Here is a 20663-nt window from a genome sequence, read left to right as displayed (position 1 = left end):
TGGCGGCCTCCGGCACGGAGGATCGACCGACCTGCGCTGAACGCGCGGTTGTGGCCTCGATGATGGTCAGCCGCGGCCAGCGGTCACGATGAAGTCGGTCTGTGGGATGCGGCGACGGGTGGCTTAGCTTCCTGGACCACGGACTCGAGCGCTGCGTGCCTGCGCGCGTCGGCAGCGCGGGCACGCAGCAGCGGTCCTTGCGAGGTGTCGAGGTCGCGCAGCGGCTTCTGGTTGCCTGGCCGCGGGACGACAATGGTACGGAACCCTGTAGTAGTGAAGGGGGTCGGCCAGGTGGGTACCTCGTCCGCTCATGGCACTGCCGGTGTGTTACGGATGCTGCGGTTGCGCGCGGGGTTGAGCCAGCAGGATCTGGCCGCGCGGGCGGGGATGAGCGTACGGGCGGTGCGATATCTGGAAAGCGGACAGGTCGCCCGCCCACGGGCTGCGTCACTGCACCGGCTGGCCGCGGCGTTGTGCGTCGAGGTCGACACATTGGTCGGCGTGCTGGACACTGCCTCGGGGCCGGTATCGCCGCGTCCGGTGCGGACACAGATCGGCGTACTGGGACCATTGCGGGTCTGGCACGACGATGCCGAGCAGCCCCTCGAAGCCCCGATGCAACGGCTGTTGCTGGGGCTGCTGGCCACGCAGCCCCGTCGCACGGTCGGCGTCGCCGAGATCGTCGACGTGTTGTGGAGCGACAGCCCACCGGCAACCGCGGCTCAATTGGTTCAGACCTATGTTGGCCAGGTGCGCCGTCTGGTGGAACCCGACCGGCGCGACGGTGCTCCGTGGCGGGTGCTGCGCCGGGAGAGCGGCGGTTACCGCCTCGACGCCGACGGCCTGGACTTGGCCGATTGCCTCGATCTGGCGGCCCGGGCCCGGCAAGCATGGACGGACGGCCTCGCCGAACCGGCGTACCAGTGCTACCGCGAGGCATGGTCGTGCTGGCGCGGCCCGGTGCTGCTCGGTTTGCCATCTCGGTTGCGTGAGCATCCGGCGGTGTCCGCGGTTGCCCGGCTACGGGTCACGATCCTCATCGAATGGGCCGATGTCGCGTTCGCGCTCGGCCAGTACGACGAGCTCGTCGAGCCGTTGCGCATGGTGTGCGACGAGGAACCGCTGCACGAAGGCCTCGCCGCACGCCTGATGCTGGCGCTGGCCGGAGGCGGCCGGCAGTCCACCGCATTGGCCCTGTTCGAGCGAGTGCGGGAACGCCTCGACGACGACCTCGGCGTGGCACCCGGGACGGAGCTGCGCGCGGCGCATCTGCGAATACTGCGAGGTCAGCTGCGCTCGCCATCGGGTATGACGGACGGCCCCGCAATGGTCGCGAGGCAGCTGCCCACCGAGGTGACGTGCTTTGTCGGCCGGACCGGGCACCTGCGTGAGCTGGACGCGATGCTCGGGCAGCACGGTGCCCGAGGGCCGGCCGTCATGATCGCCGGTATGGGAGGCGTCGGGAAGACAGCGCTGGCCGTGCACTGGGCCTACTCGGTCCGCGACCGGTTCCCCGGTGGCCAGCTCCACCTCGACCTGCGCGGGCACAGCGTCGACCCGCCGCTGCGGCCGCTGGAGGCGCTCGCCCAGCTGCTGCACGGTCTCGGCGTGCCGGCCGAGCGGATCCCCGGGGACGAGCCGCGGGCCGCCGCGCTGTATCGCAGTCAGCTGGCGAGGCGGCCGGTGCTGGTGCTGCTGGACAACGCGGCCGATGCGACACAGGTACGCCCGCTGCTGCCCGGCGGCGACGGCTCCCTGGCCGTGGTGACCAGCCGAGAGGAGCTGGGCGGCCTGATCGCCCGGGAGGGTGCCCGGCTGGTGCGGCTGGAGGCGCTCGGCGAGGCCGAGTCGCACGCCCTGCTGACCGAAATGCTGGGCGCGCGGCGCACCGACGGTGAATCCGCGGCCGTGGCCGAGCTGACCCGGTTGTGCGCGTACCTGCCGCTCGCGTTACGGATCGCCGCGGCGAACCTGACCACGAGGCCCGGCCACCGGATCGCCGACTACGTGACGCGGCTGGCCCGGGACCCCCTTGCGGCACTGAGCATTCCCGGCGATGCGACCACGGCGATCCGGGCGACGTTCCGGTTGTCGGTCGATGCCTTGTCGGCCGGCGAACGCCGGATGTTCCGATCGCTCGGCCTGACGGCCGGGCCGGACATCGCCCTCGAGACCCTCGCCGCACTGCTCGGGACGTCGGCCGACGCGGCGCGGCGCAGCATGGACGTGCTCGTCGCGCGGGCGCTGGTCACCGAGCCGAGCCCGGGCCGCTACGTCCTGCACGACTTGTTGCGCTGCTACGCCGCCGAACTGGCCGCCGAAGAGGAGGACCGTGCCGAGCGGGACGCCGCCCTGACGCGGCTGGCCGGGCACTACCGCACCGCCGTCGCCGCCGCGGCCGACATCCTGTACCCGCACCTGCTGCGCATGCCGGATGCGGGCAACGCGGCGCCCACCCGGTTCGCCGGCAAAGACGCCGCACTCACCTGGTTCGAGGCCGAGGCCGCCAACCTGGTCGCCCTCGTCGTCGCACTCAACGCCCAAGGCCACTACACGGAAGCCTGGGAAATCGCGCACCTGAGCAACGGATACTTCCTGCTGCGCATGGACTCGGCCACCTGGCAGTCCCTGGTGAACGCCGCCGCGGTCGCCGCCGAAGCCGCAGGTGGCCCGTTCGAACAGGCCATGGCACACCTGCAGTCGGGCATGGTGATGGCCACGCCAGGCCAGTCGGCGGAGTCGGCGCGGCACAACGCGCGCGCCGCCGAACTCGCGCGCGCCGCCGGCTGGGTCGAATGTGAAGCCGTCGCGCTGAACAACCTCTCCCGCTGCCACTGGACGGCAGGCCGGGTCGAGGACACGATCCACCAGTTGACCGAAGCACTGGTACTGCACCGCAGAGCCGGACGGCAGGCCGGCGAAGCCGTCACCCTGGCGAACCTGGCCGCCGCCTACGCCGAACGCAGCTGCGACGAATCCGGCCTCGCCCGCCGCGCCAGCTTGGTGCACGCGAAAACCTTGCTGGACCAGGCACTGACCCTGCACCGCGCCATCGGCGACCGGCGCAACGAGGCGGAAACCCTGCGTGTCCTGGCGGAGGCACACCGCGACCTGGAGGACCTGGCCCCGGCACACACCCTCAGTGTCCTCGCCCTCGGCATGGCGCAGGACAGCGCCGACACCAGAGCCGAGATCGGCGCCCTGAGCACCCTCGCGACCGTACTGGCACGGCAAGGCAACGCCTCGGAGGCCCTGCGCTACCACGAGCGCGCCCTGCACCTGGCGGAAGCCAAGGACCAGCCGTACCTGCAGGCTCAGGTTCTGCTCGACCAGGCCGATTCACTGCTGCGTCTGGGCAAGCCGGACTCGGCGCTGCTGGCCGTCCAGGACGCGCTGGTGCTCGGCCGGCTGGCCGGCTCCGCGCTGTTCGAGCTGCGTGGCCGCCGCCTGCTGGCCCGGATCCCCTCCGCGGTGAACCCGCACGCGCCGCGCGACACACGGGTCGCGCGGCGCCCGACGAGCGACGGACGTGTCAGGACGACACGGGGGTCTGGATGAAGTTCTGGTTGGGCTGACCGTTGCCGTACCACAGATCCACGTTCGCGCCGGCACCGTAGCTGAAGCCCTGGACGTCGAGGTACAGGCCGTTGCCCTTGTCGCGGTAGCTCGCCGCCGACGAGAACCCTCCGGTGAAGATCTGCCCCTCGTCATTGGCGGTGCAGTTGGTCTGCACCACCGCGTCACCGGCGTTGCCGTCGGTGTCGATGCACAGGCCGCTGTTCTCGTTGCGGATCAGGTAACCCACGAACGTCCCGGCGTTGGACACCGTGTCGAAGAACCACTTCTGCTCGGCCGCACCGTCGTTGTACCACTGGATGATCCGGGTACCCGCCCCGGTCGACCCACCCGCGACAGCGACGTTCAACCCGTCGTACCCGGCCGTGATCCAGTACGCCTGGGTGCCATGCGTGACGTAGTTGGCATCAGCGTGCGCAACACCGCCCCCCAACGTGACGGCACCCAGCGCGGCCAGCACACCGACCCGGGCGAGCAGTCTCGGCAACCTGATCTTCATGTCTCCTCCTGTGACGCGGCCGGGGTTGTCGGCCGTGACACAAACCTAAGAAGCGCGACCACGACATCCGCCCCACTGCCACTGCAGTCCCGTTCCCGCAGGTCGCGACGGGTGACCGGCAACAACCGGCAAGACCGACCGGCAGGAGGCCGTTCCGGACCGTCCCGGCGCAGCCATGTGTCGTATCGATATCGCTCACGGAAACTCGGATGATGGACGATCACCGACGAAACTGTTGTTATGTAAGCCAAATACGCACATGGGCCGGAGTGCTTCGCCCACGGCGCACACCGACCACGCCCACGGCCTCCAGCCGGTGCGGTTCCTCGCCGAAGGCCGCTACCCGTCCCCGCAGGGCATCCTCGGTGCCCGGCGGCCGGCGCCATTCACCGGCGGCTGGAGACGCTTCTGGCCCCAGCAGCACTGCCCGCCGCGCACCCGGTGTGCCACCTGGGCGTGTGACTCCCGAACGGTCGTGCGGCGCGCCGCATGACCCGGTCAGTGCGGCCGAAGCGCCGCGAGATAGGCCGCGACCCGGATCCTCAGATCGCGAACGTCGGGCATCGCGACCGAGAAGCACGGAACCGCGCGATACCCCGCCGTCGGACCGGCATGTCCGGCCGGCCCGGCGAAGTAGACGAAACCGTCCTCGCCGTCCCGGTGCGGCGCACCCCAAACCGGAAACCGGCGGCCCGGCTCCCGCCCACGCCAGTACGCCGGCACCTTCATCACCTCGCCCAGGGCCGCACACAGCCCCGGCAACGACGCGTCCAGCGCTCCCAGGCCGCGGCCCGGCCACACCCGCGGCAGCTCACTCGCCGCAGTCAGGTCTTCGGTGGGCGGACTGAACCGGAAAATCACCTCGGCAGCACGGATTTCGGCAGTCCACCGCCCCATCTGACGAGTGCCGGCGATGATCATCGCCCGATTATCACCCGGCACGGCGCGCTCGGCGATCCAGGACCAAGCTCGATTCAGCGCTCGTCGGCATCCCACGAACGTCCCGCCACCAGGTTGCTCACCCACCGCAACGCGACCACGCACATCTCGGCCTCGCTCCCCCGGCGATGGACGCGGACCTCGTCGCCCCGCCACAGCATCAGCGCGGTCAAGCCATCGGACGTCGGGGTCAGGCCGATGGTCCAGCGCCGGCCGTCGGCATAAACGACCCGCTCAGCGGTGACCCACCGGCCCCGCGCGCCCGCCACTGTCCACGCCGACAGCCGGGCCAATTCGGCAACCGAGCTCACCGCGAGTGACGCACGCGAAGTTCCGTCCATGCGACCACTCTCGCATAGCGGAATAACCCCAGGACGAACACGTGTCGTTCACCTCGCGTTCACTCTATAGTGGCTTGAGCAGGGCAATCACTCGCGACGGCGCAGTCAGCAGGGAAGGGTCCGCGATGAACAACCCGAACCTGGACACCTTGGCCTCCGAACAGCTCGACACCCACCTCGAACAGGTGGAGGACCGCCTTAGCCGCGACTACTCCAGCGTGCCCAGGCCCCGGCTGCACGACCTGGTCAGCAGCGAGCGCGCCCGCTTCAACGACGCCCGCGTACACGCATTCGTCCCCATCCTGGTCGAACGAGCCGTCCGCACGACCCTGACCACACCACCGGGCAAGCACCAGCGCACCTAGACCAGCACGGAGCATCCGGACAAACACGACACCGCCGACCACGGGATTCGCCGAACGTCGCTACACCGCCCCCGGCGCTGCGGACGAACGTCGCCCGGTCGAACCCAGCCGCCGATTGCGGTGTCCTGCGCCAGCTCGCGCAGCACGAACTGGGCCACGCAGCCGACGAGAGCCGAACCTCACGACGGAGGAGCGAGGCTCCGGCAGAGATCGATCGGGAACTTCGGCTCGACGGCCAGGATCTCGGCGCAGCCGCCGCCCTGAGCCCAGGCGAAACTCGCCCAGTCGCTTCCCGTCCAGCGGTAGATGGCACGGCTCACGGGCCGGCCACGGTGCCGCAGGTCGTGGATCAGCCAGTTCTGGTCGCACGCCCGCGTGGTGCCCGGGAACTCGGCCTCCACCCGGAACTCCAACTGCGCGATCCACGCCCGGTCGCAATGGTCGGCGGGCGGCTGGCAGCCGAGGAACTTGTCACACTTCTTCCAGCCGCCGGACACCAGTCCCCACGTGTCCTGGTCGTTGACGACCACCCGCCGCGTCCCGATCGGAGCCGACGTCTTCATCGGGAAGTCGGCCGAGGTCCACTGGCAGCCCGAGTCGTCCGTGGTCCGGTACAGGACTGCGGCGTCGATCCGGTCGGCGGTTTCGGTGACCTGGGTGCGCGATCCGACAGCACAGGCGGACAGGCCGACGTGCAGCACCGCACTGTGGTCATCCGGACCCGCCCGGACGTCGGTGACCGTCGCGGTGAATTCCGCCGGAGGCGCCGACACGGGCGACGGGGCCGGCACGGTCTGCGACGTGGTTTCCGGCGCGGCGGTACTTCGATACGGGATGTTCAGTGCCAATAACAGCCAGAACGCAAACCCACCGACGGCCAGCGCCCCAAAAGTCCACAACACAGGCCTGACGAACCTTGACATCGAAGTCCCCCCTCAACGCTGCCCGCCGAAGCCTACCCGCCCCCGAACCGCGGCACGCGATCATCACGAACGAGCGGGCGTTAGAGTCGGCTGTGGACGATGCTTCACTGCGGACGACGTTCTTGGTGGCGAGGGCGACCGAATCCCGCGGTTGCCTCGAGCCGGGCGACTGGCCGGACGTCGCAGTCAGCCTACTGCTGGAAGGCAACGACGATCCCGAGATCGCCGAACTGGCCGGCCCGAGCCGACGAGCCAGCGGCTGGGACACCAACGCACTGCTGGCCGCCGCGTACGACCGACACACGACCTCGGTGCCCGACCCGGAGACGGCAGTGGACCTCGTCGCCCGGTCACCGCGGCGACCTCCGTGCCCAACCGGCCGCGGTGACCGGGCCGATGACCCGCCTGCCGGCCCGACTCGCACCCCCGGACTTCGAACCGAACCTAGCCCGTCGATGCTTCGCCGAGGAGGAGTACCTCGACTGCGGCTGCGGCCAGGACGACCTTGGTTTCGAGGCCGAACTGCAGTCGATGCCGACGCTGGGGCTACCGGGGCCCGTCGTGCAGGCACTACGTTCGACTCTCCCCGCGGTCCATCCCCCTCACGGGCATCACCGTCACTGATCGCCCGCGAGGTCCGGGCCTGACAAGAGGAACGCGGCGACGCACTCACATGCCGATGGGTGAATGCTGACGACTTGGCCTTCGTCATGGTGTTTACCTCCAGCGAGCAGACCCACCTGGTGGGAGGTCGCGACCGGTGCAGCGAGCGCTTACGCCAAGGCGAGGCGATCGGCGGCGGCCTCACGCACGTCCGTGTTCTCGATGGGAGAATCACGCAGCCGGCCAAGCCATCGGCGGACTTCCCCGGTGAGCGGCGCATGTCGCGCGGCCACCACCCGGACATCGGCCTCGCAGTCTGCGAGCGCATCAGGCAGCTGCTGGCGCGTGGTGTCAGGATCCAAAGCCAGTAACGCATTCACATAGGCGGCCCGTTCGTAGGAGTGTGGACTTTGGTACCACAGCGAACGAAGCCTCGGCGCGGCCTCGGTGACGCCCAAGCGCGCGAATCCGCGAGCGAGGGCGTCATAGCCACACCATTCGTCTTTGTCGCTGTCCAACCGGCCGAGGGCGTCCAGCAGTGCGGGAACGTCGGCAGCGTCCCCGTGTTCGGTAAGCTCCACCACCGCCCTCCACCACAGTGGATGGGACGGATTCCGGGCCCATTGGCGAGCAAGCCTCACGGTCTGCGGGCCCAGTTTCGTGAGCGCGTGGACCAATCCGATTGTCCGGACGTCCGGGCGGGCGGCCAACTGGTCGGCGACGTCGAGCAACCGCCGTTCCGGATCGCGGTGCCGCGCGAAATCGTGCAGCACGGCCGAGAGCGTTTCAGGGGGAGTATCCGGGTCAGCGAGCAGGCTGAGCAACTCGGCGACCGGAGCGCCACGATAGGGCAGACTCGGGCACCGCCAGGCAACCGACGGTTGGGCACGCTGGAGCAGATCGTCGATCCGGCGGTCGCGGCCGGCCCACCTCGACCACGGATCTTGACCGAGGAAGACATCCTCCGGCGAGGCGTTCCCCGCACGGCCGGCAACGATCGGAGCGAGGTCCTCCCACCATTCGCCAGGCCAGGTGCCGGCGACGGCCTGCAGGACCTCGACCCAACGTTCACCCTCACCGACGTACTGGCGCAAAGCGTCTACTGCCGCGGCGACGGGTGTCCGGGCAAGGGTAGCCAGTAGGTCGACGCTCTGACCGAACCGGTTTCCGTTGTACCCGGAGCTTCGCCCGGTGCGCCAGAGTTGTTCGACGATGGGGTCGACGGACAACTCGGCGTCGAGGACCAGCCGGGCGAGATACACCGTCCGCTCGTCGACCTGCCGGTCCCACCGGTAGTCCCGGCGCACGCAGTCCAGTACGAGTTCTGGTGCGACCCGGTGAGTCGCCACCCAGGCGCCTGCCGCACCACAGCCACGTTGCAGAGCGCCCTGCAACGTCTTGGCGGACGCGTAGTACCAGCTGTCGTTCCCAGTGTCCGTGTCGTCGGTCATCGTCCGACAGTGTGAGTCGGTGCACCTCTCGCGGCCAGCGAATAACGCATTCTCATGCCGCCGGTCGTGCACTCCGACCGGCGCCCTGATGCCGGCTCGTCGTGTCTCCTCGACGAACTACCCCTACCGCCCTCAGCCGGAAGCGCCGGCACCCGGAAACCGCTGGCAGAACCTCGACAGCTCCGGCACGATACATCCATGCACCGCCCCGATAACGCCCCCGCGCTGGCGGAACTGATCCCGCGCTACGTCACGCCGGGACGGCGTTACCTTCGACTCGGCGGAGGACTTTTACGGCCCGAGGTCACCGACCGCGCCGTGTTCCTCCGGGACCTGGCCGAGGCGGCCAGGCAAATCACCGACACAGAACTCGAGGTGCTCCTGGATGACGGCGGATGGCGCGAACGCAAGACCGCCGCGTGGTTCATCGCCGTGACCGACCGGAGCCAGTTTCGCGACAAGCTCGGCTCCCTTCTCCTCGCCAGCGAAGGCCCCAAGGCCGGCAGGGCGTACTGCATGGCCCTGACCTGCCTTGGCACCCAAGCCGACGCAGCCCACCTCATCGCCTATCTCGACCGATATCTGCTCCGGCCCGACCTCAACTACGACCAGCCCGAGGCCCTGGGTGCACTCTTGTGCCTCGACGAGGCACTCGGCGCCGGCCACACCACACGCTTCATCGAACCCCACGGTCACTGGTGGCAATTCTGCGCCGCGCTACCCGCCGGGGCCTGGGTGCCCTCCCTGCAGGACGCACAGCGGTCCATCCACCAAATGTGCGCACTCGCAAAGGAAAGCGCGCTCACCAGATCATTCGACGGACGTAACGACCGCCGCTGACCTCGACTACCGCCAGACGGACACGACTGGACTGGCAGTCCAACATCCGCTCATGCCGACGAGCGGATGGCCCCGAGGCGACCCAGATTATCGAGGGCTGCACCGGGTGACGTCCGACGAGTACCCCGGCGCCTGGCTGATGCTCTGCCGGGAACTCGTCAACGTCCTTCTCGGTCGATCGAGCGCAAAGCCTCCAACGGCGTACGGCCCGTCGCCTCGGCCAGGGCCGTGACAGCCGCTGCCGCCAGCGCAGTCAGATTGAGAGCAGCCAGCACCGCGTCCTCTCGGGAGGCGGCATCGGTGATGTTGTAGACATCCGCATCCTCATCGGCAAGGTAGGCTGCTACACCTTCGACCGCGGCGCGGCGCGTGGCCGCCCGCTTCCTTCGTTCGCTGCTCGACACTCTGCCAGTATCCTCGCCGGCGTCCGCACACGCCGCTGACCGCACAGCCATGCAGCGGTCGCCTCACTGATGCGTGGCCGGTCTGCCGAGCACCCACCCACGCCGGTTGGACCCGCACACAAGGCAGGATCCGGCGGTCATGGCTCCGGGTTCGGGCCCGACAGGCGCCGCCACACCCGGCGCCTGACCGGCGGTTGCGGTAAGAGTGCGCGTAGGTGCTCGGGAACCGGCACACCGGCTGCGGCAGCCTCGACGTACGCCTTGGCGCCCTGCGCTCCGAGATTGGGTGCGGACGCGCGCACAAGCCGGAGTGCGTCAAGGCGCCGACCGGAACAGAGCAGCTCAGTGATCCGAGACCGCAGGGGGTCATCGCGTTCGAGGCCGCGAACCTGCTCGAGGTAGTCCTCGATCCACTCACCGCCTTCTCGATCAGCGGTCGCATGCACCGTGTGCAGGCTGCCGTCCACCCCATCGACCAGGAAAGGCCCGTGGCCCACCACCATGTCCATGAACTCGCGGGTGCGCACATAGCGCTCGCTTTGGCTGAAGATCAGCCAGCCAAGCCGGTGTGGACTGACATCCATGACCACCATTCCCGGGTGACCCTGCGTCGGCCACTCGGCCAGATGTCGCTCCACGACCTGAACGGCCCACGCCTTCGACACCATGGCAACAGGCTAGCGGGATCATCGTAGCGGCGTGCCTATTGTTGCTGGTCGAGAACCTTGGCCATGACGACGTTGGTCTCGATGTAGCCGAGCTTCCGGTAAAGCGATCGGGCGACCGAGTTGTTGCCGAACACCTGGAGCAGCACGGTTTTCAGACCGACGGAGCGGACCTCTTCCTCCATCGCCCGCATGAGCGCTTCACCATGCCCCTGGCCACGCAGGTCTGTCTCGACCTTGATGTCGTAGAGGTAGGCGACCCGGTCGGCGCCGTGGGGACGTTCGGCGAACCAGATCATGCCGATCTCCTGGTCGCCATGCCGCGCGATGTAGAGGTGATGGCCGGGTGTGGCCACGCCCTCGGGCAAGAGCTCGGCGTACTCGTCGACGGCGCGCTGTCGCGCCCCATCGGCCGGCCAGCTCTTCGCCGAAACATGAGCCTCGGCATAGGCCGGCACCGCGTCTCGGTGGTATGCCGCGTATTCCTCGCTGGTCATCGGATCGAGCCGGACCTCTGCCATGGCCACCCTTCTTCTCGCGCTGCAGGCCGCGTACACCGTATCGGTGCCCTCGTGCCAGGCGATCCTCGCCGGGAAAGCCGTACGCACGCTCATGCCGACGAGCGTGCGTTCAGCGTGCACAGTGGACCGGCGGCACACCCGGCAGCCTCAGGTCAGGTGGTCTCCTGGTGCTCGGAGCCTGTGTCGAAGTGGCGGTCCAGGTATTCCTCCGGAGACAACGGGCTGTCACGGAGCAGCGAAAACACCTCGCTCCCCGAGGCGAGCTCCACCAGCCCGGTCTCGTACCCCTGGGCCAGTCCGAGATAGGTGGCCCCCATCGCCTCCGCGTACTCGCGGGCTTCCGCCTCGGCGGCGGTGAGCGCGCCCTCCATGTCCGCCGCCCGCCACACCGTGAGCCGTTCCTCGTACGGGCGGCGGTCGGGTTCGTTCCACTGGAAGACACACCGCACCGCGAACCATTCGTGCATCACGGCCCCGTTCCTCGCTCACCCCGAACCACCGCTCGGTGGGTATCCCTACTGTAGCGGTCGTCGAGGGCGAAAGCGGCGCCCGTGTGGCCGACGGATGCCGCGGGGAACCGGACTCCCGGGCCGGTGCGTGATCAGGTGTGCCAGGCCCTGCGGATCGCCCGAATCCCAACCCGGCGACTGTCCATCAGGGACAGCCCACGGTCACATGTGCTCGGCGCCGGCCTTGATCGCCTCGCGGATCCGCGCGTAGGTGCCACAGCGGCAGATGTTGCGGATCTCGTCGAGGTCGGCGTCGGAGATCTCCCGGCCCGCGGCCCGCGCTTGCCGGACCTTCGCCACGGCGGCCATGATCTGCCCCGGCTGGCAGTAGCCGCACTGGGCGACGTCGAGCTGGAGCCAGGCTTCCTGCATCGGGTGCAGGTCCTTGCCGACGGTGGCGGGCAGCCCCTCGATCGTGGTGATCTCGTCGGAGTCCTTGATGTCGGCGACGCGCACCGAACACGGGTTGAACGCCTTGCCGTTGATGTGGCAGGTGCAGGCCTTGCAGACGTCCAGCCCGCAGCCGTACTTCGGGCCGGTGATCCCGAGCAGGTCGCGCAGGACCCACAGCAGCCGGACGTCGTCCTCGGCGTCGACCGTGACCACCTGGCCGTTGACCTTCAGGGTGTGTTGCGGCACAACGTGCTCCTAGTAGGCGTAGTCGAGGCCGTCGGTCGGCGACGGCGGCGTGGACGGCTGCACCGGCAACGGCTCGAAGCTCAGCGTGCCGTGGTTGATCGGGAACGAGGTCGGCATCTTGCCGACCGCGCGGGCGTAGGCGCACGCGACCGCGGCGAACGACGGCGCCACCGCGAGCTCGCCCGCACCGCTCGGGCTGTCCGACGTGTTCGGCATGACGATCACGTCGGTCTCCGGCGGGGTGTTCCACTCCCGCGTGTAGAAGTAGTTGTCCCAGCTGCCTTCCAGCGGGATCCCGTCCTTGACGTGGATGCTGGAGGTCAGGCACATCGCGATGCCGTCGTTGAGCCCGCCGATCATCTGCGCCTCGAGGCCGCGCGGGTTGATCGCGAACCCGGGGTCGACGACCACGAGCGCCTTGGTCACGCGCGGGCCGGTGACCGCGTCCCGGATCTTCCGGTTGACCGTCTCCGGCCGGCAGTCGATCTCCACCAGCACCGCGACCGCGCCGCGGTACTCCGAGTGCAGCGCGATGCCCTGCGCGGTACCGGCGGGCATCGCGCGGCCCCAGTTCCCGGCCTGCACAGCCTTGTCGAGAACGGCACGCAACCGGTCGTCCCGCAGGAACTCGCGGCGGAAGGCGACGGGGTCCTTGCCGAACTTCTTCGCCAGCTGGTCGACGACCAGCTCTTCGGCGGTCACCACGTTCGGCGAGTAGATGTTGCGCATGCTGCCGGTGTTGAACTTCAGCGGGATCTCGTTGAGCAGCTGGGTCGTGACCCCGAAGTTGTACGGCGAGGACTGGCTCAGCAGGAAGATCGACTCGGCGAAGCTCAGGTTCCCGCCGACCGGCAGCCTCGACGCGAAGGCGGTCAACATCTCGCCGAGGCCGTGGCTGAACTCGGTCTCGACGCTCGTGTGCCGCTGCTCGAAGCTGACCACGTTGCCCAGCAGGTAGGTCGCCCGCACCCGGGACACGCACATCGGGTGGATGCGGCCCTGGCGGAAGTCGTCGGTGCGCGACCACATCAGTTTGACCGGCTTGCCCATCTTCTGCGACGCCTCGGCCGCTTCGGCCGCCGCGTCGTGGAACAGGTGCCGGCCGAACGACCCGCCGCCCTGGGTGACGTGCACCTTCACCGCGTCCTGCGGCAGCCCCAGCTGCTTGGCGATGTCCTCCTGCGCCACGATCGGCACCTTCAGGCACGACCAGATCTCCGCCCGGTCCGGCCGGACGTCGGCGATCGCGGCGCCGGTCTCCAGCGGGCTGTTGCTCGCGGCGGCGAAGGTGAACTCGGCGTCGATGTACTGGTCGAGCAGGCCGGGCACGGTCATCGGCAGCTGCGCGGCCTTGAGCTTCTCGAGCACGGTCGCATCGGACTCACCGTCCACTGTGCCCGGGCCCCAGGTCACCTTCAGCGCGCGGATCGCGTCGATGCACTGGCCGAAAGTACGGCCACGCACCGCGACGCCGTGGGAAATGGCGGCGACATCGGTGATCCCGGGCATCGCCTTGACCTCGGCCGCGTTGAGGATCGTCCGCGGGGTCCCGTTGATCGTGGGCGGCCGGGCGACCATCGTCGGCAGCGCGTTCGGCACGGCGATGTCAAGGGTGAACTGCTTGGTCCCGGTGACCGCCGCGTGGGCGTCCAGCCGGTTCTGCGGCGTCCCCAGCACCGTGAACTCCGAGCGCGGCTTCAGCGTCGCGACCACGCTGATCGTCGTCGCGGACGCGGCGGCCTTCGCGAGGGAACCGTAGCTCGCCGTACGTCCGCCGGAGCCGCGCACGAACCCACCCGACGTCGTCAGCTGCGACGCCGGTACCCCCCACTGGGCGGCGGCCGCGGCCAGCAGCCGCTGCCGGGCGATCGCCGACGCCGTCCGGACCGGGGTGTAGATGCTGCGCATCGAGTTGGAGCCGCCGGTGAGCTGGTTCATCAGCAGCTCGGGCCGGGCGTCGGCCAAGGTGACGTCGATCTTGTCCAGCGGCAGGTCGAGCTCTTCGGCGATCATCATCGCCACGGCGGTGGTCATGCCCTGACCGACCTCCGCGCGCGGTACCGCGAAAGCGGCCCGGCCGTCGGCGCCGACCTGCACGGTGATCAGGCCCGAGGTCGGCAGCGCGGCGAGGTTCTGCAGGTCGCCGAGGTCGAAGATGTCCTCCGGCTGCGGCAGCGTCGGGATCGCGGCGTCGGCCTCCCCCGGCGCGAACTCCGCGAGGCCGACCTGCGCGGCGACGGCCAAGGTGGGCGCGGCGAGCACGAAGCCGAGGAAGCGACGACGGGCGAACGCGCGGGACTCGGGCTCGGGTGGCTGCCCGGCGGGGACGTGGTGGGCCATCAGCAGCTGAGTCCTCTCGAACTACGGTGTCGGAGAAGTGCGGCCCTGAGCACCGCCGCCGGATTTTTGCACGGATCACACCGCCGGATGAAGGACCTGACTGCCTACATTTGGCCTAGTGCCGTTGGGCACTTTGCACAATGGGTGGTCGTCACGGCACTCGCGGTGGCGGCAGGAACGGCAGCGCGCGAGCGACCAACGCCAGCTCCAGGGGCAGATCGCCGCCGGTCAGCCGGTGTTCGATCAACCCTTCGATCCGGTGGATCCGGTTGAGCACCGTGTTGCGGTGGCAGTGCAGAGCCAGCGCCGACCGGGTCGCCGAACCACCGGTGCGCACCCACGTCGACAGCGTCTCCAGCAACGGACCGCGTTCGTCGCCCCCCAGGTCCAGCAGGCCCCGCAGCCAGTCCTGCAGCAGCGAGTCCGTCAGTTCGGGCGAGCTGAGCAGCAGAGCCTCGGGCAGCCGTTCGGCCAGGCACACCACGTCCACCCGGCCCGGCGGGACGGTCCGCATCGCGAGGACGGCCTGGCGGTAGGCCGTGTGCACCGCGGCCAAGCCGTCGACGACCAGCGACACCCCCGCCGGCACGGCCAGCACCGCGCCGACGGCCGCGACGACGTCCGGCACGGCGCGGCGGGGCAGCGACACCAGGCCGACGAGCACGTCGGCCCGCGACTGCCACGCCGAAGTGGAGCCGAGCTTTTCGAGCGCGGCACCCAGCGGCTCGGCGTCCCCGGGCCCCGCCGCGGCGACGACCACGTACGGGCCCGAAACCGGCAGCCGCAGCGTGCGGCCGGCCTCGTAGGCGAACCCGGCGTCGGCCGCCCGCCCCTGCAACAGGCCCTCCCACAACGACGCGCGCCGCTGCTCGTCGGCGCGCACGAAACTGCGCTCAGCCGTGTGGTAGGCGAACGCGACCTGGGCCGACGTCGCGTCCACGACCTCCCAGACGCGGGTCGCGAGGTCGAGCATCGCGTCGTCGGGCAGGCGCCCGGTGGCCCGGGCCTGCTCGGTCAGCGCCTGCCAGACCAGCCGTCCGCCGATCCGGAACGAGCGCAGGACGTCGTCGAGGGGCAACTGCTGCTCGGCCCGGCGCCGGCCCGTCGTCCGGGCGGCGTCGTAGAAGTCGTCCTCCGCTGCGCCCTGTCCGACGAGCTGAAGCACGCGTCGCAGGTTGTCGTGGCACGACTGCCACAAGTCGTCGCGGGGCACCACGTCGATCACCCGGTAGCCCGGGTTCTGGTCCCCGATCGCGACCACCAGGGCGTCGGTCAGTTCGTCGAGCTCACCCAGCAAGCTGGCCGCCAGCGACGACGCCGTTTCACTGTCGTCTTTCCGCGTCCCGAGCATCAGCACCACCACCTCGTCGTAGCTCCACCGGCGGGATTCGGCGCCGGTCGCCGCATGGATGGGAACAGAAGGCGCCGACGGCAGTCGAAACCTTAGCCCGTGGCTCCCCCGGCCGAACGGGCTGAAGTGCTCTTAGTCGTCATACCTCGAGATCGAGCCTCCGGTATGGCGCCTGCTCGGCCTGGCCGATCAGTGGCAGGCTCGCACCATGACGATGCAACGGTTCGAGGTGAGCCGCCGGATCGCGGCCCCGCCCGCGAAGGTCTTCGCTCTGCTGTGCGACCCGCGTGGGCACGTGGCCATCGACAGCTCCGGCATGCTGCAGTCCGCCGACGGCGAGCCGGTCGACCGGGTGGGTGACGAGTTCACCGTCCACATGGACCGCGAAGCCCTCAACGACCTGCCGATGGGCAAGTACGACGTCACCGTCGTCATCACGAAGTACGAGCAGGACACCCTGCTGGAGTGGACGATCTCCGGCACCATCCAGCCGCCCATCCGCCACCTCTACGGCTACCGGCTCGAGCCGGACGGCTCCGGGACCCGCGTGACGTCCTACTACGACTGGAGCGAAATCGAGCCCCGCTACCGGGACAAGATCGACTTCCCGATCATCCCCGAAGCCGCGCTGCGGGCGACCCTCGGCATCCTCGCCCGCACCGTCGAGTGAGCCGGCTCGGCTCGTCTCGCCGAGCCTCCGGCAACGACTTCCCCTGCCCCACTGACCCGGTGGTGGGTGCGGGGTCCCCGCCCGCACCCACCACTCCGCCGGAGACGGCATGCCGTCCCCGGCCGGGCCAGGACGCCGCCCTTCCGGCGTCCTCCGGTGGCCGGTCCCCCGACCGGCCACCGACTCCGGTTGCCGAGGCCCTCCGGGAGGCTGGGCTGCTCGCGGCCAGGGCCAGACCGAAACCAGGGTCACCCTGGATCGTCTTCCGGGTCTCCGCGCGCCGAGGGGCCGGTCGCCGCCACGGCCCTGGAGTGATCCGGCGGTGGCGACGACCGGCGGACGCCGCCGCTTCGGCGTCCCCGGCGGCGGATCTCCTGCTACCCGCCGCCAGACTGCGCGCTGTCCGGATCGGACAGCGACGAACGGCCACCCGGACTCCAGGAAGTTTGCGGAGTCCGCGGTGGCCGTCCGGGGATGGCCGCCCGTCGGCGGCCGAGCCGGGGTTACTTGTTGGTGCCCGGGGTCAGCACCTTGTCGATCACGAAGACCGTGGCGTTCTTCGTGGGAATGTTGCCGCACAGGATCTTCGCACCGTTGACCGTCATGTTCTCGCCCGAGCCCTCGATCTTCAGCGGGCCACCGGCGGTGTTCAGCGACTCCAGCGAGCCCGCGGTGGCGAGACCCTTGGCGTCGTAACGCTTTCCGACGACGTGGTACTGCAGGATCGGCGCCAGCTCGGCCGGCTTGCCCGCCAGTTCCTTGAACTTCGCGTCACCGAGGGCTTCGAACGCCGGGTCGGCCGGCGCGAACACCGTGATGGCCTGCTGGCTGTTGAGGGTGTCGACCAGGTTGGTGGCCTTGACGGCCGCAACCAGCTTGGTGAGCAACGGGTTCGTCGAGGCGGCCGAGGCGACCGGCTGCGGGCCCATCGAGTCGAGCGAGCCCGGCGCGGACCCCTGCGGCAGCTGCGAACAGGCCGGCCCGAAGACGTCGGCGTTGGTGGTCACGCCGTCCGCTGAACCGGAAGCCATGCTCGACGGCGGCGCGGCCATCGACGAAGAGGGGGCCGCGGCGCTGGAGCTGCTCGACGACCCGGTGGAGCTGCTGCCGCAGGCGGTCAGGGTGAGCGCGGCGGCCGCGGTCAGACCAATACCGGCAATACGAAGGTTACGCACGAGAATTCACTCCAATTGGTTACGCGGCTGAGGCTGCCGATTCGGCGAGAACCTCTTGTTGCCAGTGGTTCGGGGCCCGGCGGGAACCGGATTGGTGAATCGGGAAAAACTTCCAGGCGGCGGTGAAGGTGACGTTGTGCCAGCCGGTCGCGCTATCGGTGACGGTGCCCGCGCGCTGGTCGGTCTGCGTGTAGCCGACTTGTCGGTGGCGCGGCAGAACACCTGGTCGACCCACATCCGCCAGGTGTTGAGGTTGACCTCGTGTGACAGCGTGGTCTCCTGCCACGGCCCTTGGTCGACGCGGACCTCCACCTGCTCGATCCCGGTGTGCTGGGCCCACGCGACCCCCGCGACTCGGTCTTGATCGGCGCCTCGCGGGCCCAGCTGCGCTTGAGCCAGTAGGCCTGCCGCGCCGCCCACGTCGTCACTTCGATGTCCACGACCCACTTCGTCGCCGACACGTACCCGTACAACCCGGGCGTGACCAGCCGGGCCGGAAACCCGTGCTCCAGCGGCAACGGCTCGCCGTTCATCCCGATCGCCAGCATCGCCCCACGGGCGCGGTCCTGCGCCGCCGCGACCGGGGTACCCGAGGTCCACCCGTCGACGCTGGTGCAGAACAACTGCTCGGCACCGGGTTTCACCCCCGCCTCGGCGAGCAGGTCGGCCAAGTCGACCCCGACGAAGTTCGACGTCGACACATAATCGCCACCGACCTCATTGGACACACACGTCGTCGTCACCGTGCGCTCGACCAGCGGCCGGTTGCGGATGTCCTGGTAACCGAAGCGGACTTCACGCTCGACGGCTGGTCGGTGCTGGACCGGCCCCACGAGCTCGACGTCCCGACCCTGGTCCTGGCCGGACGCGATGACGTGCTGTTCCTCCCGGGGCCCAGTACGAACTAGCCACGAAGATCCCCCGCGCCCGGCTGCAGCTCGTCGAACACGCCAGCCACAACCCGCACGACGAGCAGACCGCCGAAGTCATGTGGGCTGTACTGGGTTTCCTCGCCAACCCGCCGAGCGCCGGAGCTCGCTGAAAGTCATCCAGGTCGCACCCGAGGAGTCTCGCCGGTCGGAACAGGACAACGCCGTTGTCGACGGGCCGAGCAGGTGAGACCTGGAAACGCTGTCTGCTCGGGATCGCTGGTTCGGGCAGCCTCGCGAGCGACGCGGGTCGAGATTCACGACTGCCGGCCGATGGGCGTTCGAGCCGGTCCGGTTGCCGCGGGTCTCCTACCGTGGCGGCCCCGACCAGTTTGGTCGGCAGCTGGTTGGTCGACGCGGCCAACGCGACGGGCCGTCGGCTACCACCGGCTCACTGCCCATCACCACCTTCCCCGGGACACCGTCCACGGGCTTCGATTCGTGCCCTAGCAGACCGGATGTCCGACAGCGGCGATTGGCGAAGTTCAAGAGCAAGAAACAGTTTTGGTTAACAGACGGCAATTCACTCACAACTACATACGGAGGTAGGTAGTTTCCCGGACGGCCATCGGGGATTCTTGCGAACGTCCACCTGGCGCCGGCCACACTCCGACGACAAACGTTCGTTGCCCATTCACGCTTCCACGACCCGGCGATCGGCATCGCACCGTAATCCGCGACGTCCCCACGGTTCGAAGGATCGCCATGCCTGTCCGGGCCGACGCCATCCCCTCGGCCCACAGCGAAGACTCATCAAAAAGAGCCGCGGCTCATCAAGTGGAGAACTGCCGATTTTCCGTCGAAATCGGTCGGCAGTCGATCACTTCGAAGAAGTTTCCTGAGTTTTTTTACCGCCCGGCAAGAATCGAACATCTGGAGGAATGTCATGCCATTGGTTTCCGAGAACCGCTGGGGCCGGATGGGCGCGACGGTCTGCGCGACCGCATTGGGGCTCGCCGCCGCGATGACCGGCACCGCCCACGCCGCAACCCCCGACCAGAGCGCAGCGCACCAGCCGGCCGCCTCGCACAAGATCGTCATGCACCGCGCGGACGCGGCGGCTCGCCGGACGCCGCTGTCCCAGCTGGCCTGGGGCGGCGGCCCGGTCGAGCACAACACCAAGGTCTACCTGGTCTTCTGGGGCTCCCAGTGGAACAGCGACGCCAACGGCGTCCAGTCCTACCTGACCAACTTCTTCGCCGGCCTCGGCAACGGCTCCGAGCGGTGGTCGAACGTGATGGACCAGTACACCGACAACAGCGGCAACGCCTCCAGCGGCAACCCGGTCCTCGGCGGCACCTGGGTCGACAACGGTTCAGCCGCTCCGGCCAGTTCGACCGCGTCGCAGATCTCGGCCGAGGCCAACCGGGGCGCCGGCCACTTCGGGGTGTCCGGCGTGAACGCGGACGTGTTCGTGGTGAGCCCGTCCGGCACCAGCCCGGACAACTTCCCGAACGCCGGCTTCTGTGCCTGGCACGACTGGAACGGCAACGTCGCCTACACCAACATGCCCTACGTCCTCGACGCCGGCTCCGGGTGCGGCGCCAACTCCGTGCAGAACTCCCTCGACGGGTTCAGCATCGTCGGCGGCCACGAATACGCCGAAGCCGAAACCGACCCGCAGGCCGGCAACGGCTGGCTCGACTCCAGCGGCGAGGAAAACGGCGACCTGTGCGCCTGGCAGGGCCTGACCGCACTGTCCACCTCAGCCGGCCGGTTCGCCGTGCAGCCGACCTGGAGCAACGACATCGGCGGCTGCGCCACCTCCGCCTGACGGGCACCTGGGGCGCCGTCCGGTGCGAAAGCACCGCACGGCGCCCCCACTCCACTCGATCAGCACCTCGTCGAGGTCACGGCGAGGGGACGGCTTTGCGGCGCGCCCTCGGCCGATCGCAAGAAGCGCTTGCGGCCACACCGCGCCAC

Annotated in this window: 18 protein-coding genes and 1 pseudogene; 5 read left to right on the top strand and 14 right to left on the bottom strand. The window is 69.3% G+C overall.

The genetic code is table 11. The features are described 5' to 3' along the window. Nucleotides 1-273 precede the first annotated feature (273 nt). Nucleotides 274-3558 (top strand): BTAD domain-containing putative transcriptional regulator, encoded by a 3285-nt coding sequence (locus ACYVLJ_RS20355; RefSeq protein ID WP_460439827.1) that lies wholly within the window; start codon nt 274-276, stop codon nt 3556-3558. Here ACYVLJ_RS20355 and ACYVLJ_RS20350 read toward each other — a convergent pair. The 3 genes from ACYVLJ_RS20350 to ACYVLJ_RS20340 form a co-directional block, all read right to left on the bottom strand. Further along, on the bottom strand, nt 3533-4075 hold the full coding sequence (locus tag ACYVLJ_RS20350; protein ID WP_451987273.1) for an RICIN domain-containing protein: 543 nt from the start codon (nt 4073-4075) through the stop codon (nt 3533-3535). The genes ACYVLJ_RS20355 and ACYVLJ_RS20350 overlap by 26 nt on opposite strands. A 498-nt stretch (nt 4076-4573) precedes the next feature. After that, a complete protein-coding gene (locus tag ACYVLJ_RS20345; RefSeq protein ID WP_460439826.1) occupies nt 4574-4996 on the bottom strand; it encodes a hypothetical protein in 423 nt (140 codons plus the stop codon). Nucleotides 4997-5049: 53 nt separating this feature from the next. Beyond that, the gene (locus ACYVLJ_RS20340) at nt 5050-5355 is read right to left on the bottom strand and encodes a hypothetical protein (protein ID WP_451987259.1); all 306 of its coding nucleotides are present in this window, start codon (nt 5353-5355) and stop codon (nt 5050-5052) included. Between the two features lie 125 nt (nt 5356-5480). Between ACYVLJ_RS20340 and ACYVLJ_RS20335 the strand changes: the two genes are divergently transcribed. Beyond that, entirely contained in the window at nt 5481-5720 is a 240-nt protein-coding gene (locus ACYVLJ_RS20335; RefSeq protein ID WP_451987257.1) for a three-helix bundle dimerization domain-containing protein, read from the top strand. 179 nt (nt 5721-5899) lie between these two features. Here ACYVLJ_RS20335 and ACYVLJ_RS20330 read toward each other — a convergent pair whose 3' ends face one another. Together ACYVLJ_RS20330 and ACYVLJ_RS20325 are read right to left on the bottom strand one after the other, a co-directional pair. Then, entirely contained in the window at nt 5900-6643 is a 744-nt protein-coding gene (locus ACYVLJ_RS20330; RefSeq protein ID WP_460439825.1) for a hypothetical protein, read from the bottom strand. A gap of 773 nt (nt 6644-7416) precedes the next feature. Then, the gene (locus tag ACYVLJ_RS20325; RefSeq protein WP_460439824.1) at nt 7417-8697 is read right to left on the bottom strand and encodes a hypothetical protein; all 1281 of its coding nucleotides are present in this window, start codon (nt 8695-8697) and stop codon (nt 7417-7419) included. Nucleotides 8698-8895: 198 nt separating this feature from the next. On the opposite strand from ACYVLJ_RS20325, the gene ACYVLJ_RS20320 reads away from it, so the two are divergent. Continuing rightward, complete coding sequence (locus tag ACYVLJ_RS20320) at nt 8896-9537, top strand: DUF6000 family protein (RefSeq protein WP_460439823.1); 642 nt, start codon at nt 8896-8898, stop codon at nt 9535-9537. 158 nt (nt 9538-9695) lie between these two features. Here ACYVLJ_RS20320 and ACYVLJ_RS20315 read toward each other — a convergent pair whose 3' ends face one another. From ACYVLJ_RS20315 to ACYVLJ_RS20285, 7 genes are all read right to left on the bottom strand, one after another. Beyond that, entirely contained in the window at nt 9696-9941 is a 246-nt protein-coding gene (locus ACYVLJ_RS20315; protein WP_460439822.1) for a hypothetical protein, read from the bottom strand. 137 nt (nt 9942-10078) lie between these two features. After that, nucleotides 10079-10609: a YrhB domain-containing protein gene (locus tag ACYVLJ_RS20310; RefSeq protein ID WP_460439821.1), complete on the bottom strand. Its 531-nt coding sequence runs from the start codon at nt 10607-10609 to the stop codon at nt 10079-10081. 35 nt (nt 10610-10644) lie between these two features. Then, nucleotides 10645-11220: a GNAT family N-acetyltransferase gene (locus tag ACYVLJ_RS20305; RefSeq protein WP_460439820.1), complete on the bottom strand. Its 576-nt coding sequence runs from the start codon at nt 11218-11220 to the stop codon at nt 10645-10647. 59 nt (nt 11221-11279) lie between these two features. Continuing rightward, the gene (locus tag ACYVLJ_RS20300; RefSeq protein ID WP_460439819.1) at nt 11280-11594 is read right to left on the bottom strand and encodes a hypothetical protein; all 315 of its coding nucleotides are present in this window, start codon (nt 11592-11594) and stop codon (nt 11280-11282) included. Between the two features lie 204 nt (nt 11595-11798). After that, nucleotides 11799-12275 carry a (2Fe-2S)-binding protein gene (locus ACYVLJ_RS20295; protein ID WP_451987241.1) on the bottom strand — a complete coding sequence of 159 codons (477 nt, stop codon included), beginning with the start codon at nt 12273-12275 and terminating at the stop codon, nt 11799-11801. Nucleotides 12276-12284: 9 nt separating this feature from the next. Beyond that, nucleotides 12285-14615 carry a molybdopterin cofactor-binding domain-containing protein gene (locus ACYVLJ_RS20290; RefSeq protein WP_460439818.1) on the bottom strand — a complete coding sequence of 777 codons (2331 nt, stop codon included), beginning with the start codon at nt 14613-14615 and terminating at the stop codon, nt 12285-12287. A 151-nt stretch (nt 14616-14766) separates the two neighbouring features. Beyond that, nucleotides 14767-15966: a PucR family transcriptional regulator gene (locus ACYVLJ_RS20285; RefSeq protein ID WP_451987237.1), complete on the bottom strand. Its 1200-nt coding sequence runs from the start codon at nt 15964-15966 to the stop codon at nt 14767-14769. Between the two features lie 208 nt (nt 15967-16174). On the opposite strand from ACYVLJ_RS20285, the gene ACYVLJ_RS20280 reads away from it, so the two are divergent. Next, nucleotides 16175-16636, top strand: coding sequence for an SRPBCC family protein (locus ACYVLJ_RS20280; protein ID WP_460439817.1), 462 nt, complete (start codon nt 16175-16177; stop codon nt 16634-16636). A gap of 503 nt (nt 16637-17139) precedes the next feature. Here ACYVLJ_RS20280 and ACYVLJ_RS20275 read toward each other — a convergent pair. Both ACYVLJ_RS20275 and ACYVLJ_RS20270 read right to left on the bottom strand, forming a co-directional pair. Further along, nucleotides 17140-17811 carry a fasciclin domain-containing protein gene (locus ACYVLJ_RS20275; protein ID WP_460439816.1) on the bottom strand — a complete coding sequence of 224 codons (672 nt, stop codon included), beginning with the start codon at nt 17809-17811 and terminating at the stop codon, nt 17140-17142. A gap of 115 nt (nt 17812-17926) precedes the next feature. Then, a pseudogene (locus ACYVLJ_RS20270) lies at nt 17927-18617 on the bottom strand (molybdopterin-dependent oxidoreductase); the annotation flags it as partial. 1009 nt (nt 18618-19626) lie between these two features. Here ACYVLJ_RS20270 and ACYVLJ_RS20265 point away from each other — a divergent pair. After that, nucleotides 19627-20514 (top strand): hypothetical protein, encoded by an 888-nt coding sequence (locus ACYVLJ_RS20265; RefSeq protein WP_460439815.1) that lies wholly within the window; start codon nt 19627-19629, stop codon nt 20512-20514. Nucleotides 20515-20663: the final 149 nt, after the last annotated feature.

It is taken from the genome of Amycolatopsis stemonae (assembly GCF_054781455.1).
Note: the sequence above shows the minus strand (reverse complement) of the source record. Positions and strands in the feature narration are given on the sequence as shown.

Coding starts and splice junctions, on each gene's coding strand:
- ACYVLJ_RS20350 (WP_451987273.1), bottom strand. CDS start 4,075: ATGAAGATCAGGTTGCCGAGACTGCTCGCCCGGGTCGGTGTGCTGGCC.
- ACYVLJ_RS20345 (WP_460439826.1), bottom strand. CDS start 4,996: ATGATCATCGCCGGCACTCGTCAGATGGGGCGGTGGACTGCCGAAATC.
- ACYVLJ_RS20340 (WP_451987259.1), bottom strand. CDS start 5,355: ATGGACGGAACTTCGCGTGCGTCACTCGCGGTGAGCTCGGTTGCCGAA.
- ACYVLJ_RS20335 (WP_451987257.1), top strand. CDS start 5,481: ATGAACAACCCGAACCTGGACACCTTGGCCTCCGAACAGCTCGACACC.
- ACYVLJ_RS20330 (WP_460439825.1), bottom strand. CDS start 6,643: ATGTCAAGGTTCGTCAGGCCTGTGTTGTGGACTTTTGGGGCGCTGGCC.
- ACYVLJ_RS20325 (WP_460439824.1), bottom strand. CDS start 8,697: ATGACCGACGACACGGACACTGGGAACGACAGCTGGTACTACGCGTCC.
- ACYVLJ_RS20320 (WP_460439823.1), top strand. CDS start 8,896: ATGCACCGCCCCGATAACGCCCCCGCGCTGGCGGAACTGATCCCGCGC.
- ACYVLJ_RS20310 (WP_460439821.1), bottom strand. CDS start 10,609: ATGGTGTCGAAGGCGTGGGCCGTTCAGGTCGTGGAGCGACATCTGGCC.
- ACYVLJ_RS20305 (WP_460439820.1), bottom strand. CDS start 11,220: ATGAGCGTGCGTACGGCTTTCCCGGCGAGGATCGCCTGGCACGAGGGC.
- ACYVLJ_RS20300 (WP_460439819.1), bottom strand. CDS start 11,594: ATGCACGAATGGTTCGCGGTGCGGTGTGTCTTCCAGTGGAACGAACCC.
- ACYVLJ_RS20290 (WP_460439818.1), bottom strand. CDS start 14,615: ATGGCCCACCACGTCCCCGCCGGGCAGCCACCCGAGCCCGAGTCCCGC.
- ACYVLJ_RS20285 (WP_451987237.1), bottom strand. CDS start 15,966: ATGCTCGGGACGCGGAAAGACGACAGTGAAACGGCGTCGTCGCTGGCG.
- ACYVLJ_RS20280 (WP_460439817.1), top strand. CDS start 16,175: ATGACGATGCAACGGTTCGAGGTGAGCCGCCGGATCGCGGCCCCGCCC.
- ACYVLJ_RS20265 (WP_460439815.1), top strand. CDS start 19,627: ATGCCATTGGTTTCCGAGAACCGCTGGGGCCGGATGGGCGCGACGGTC.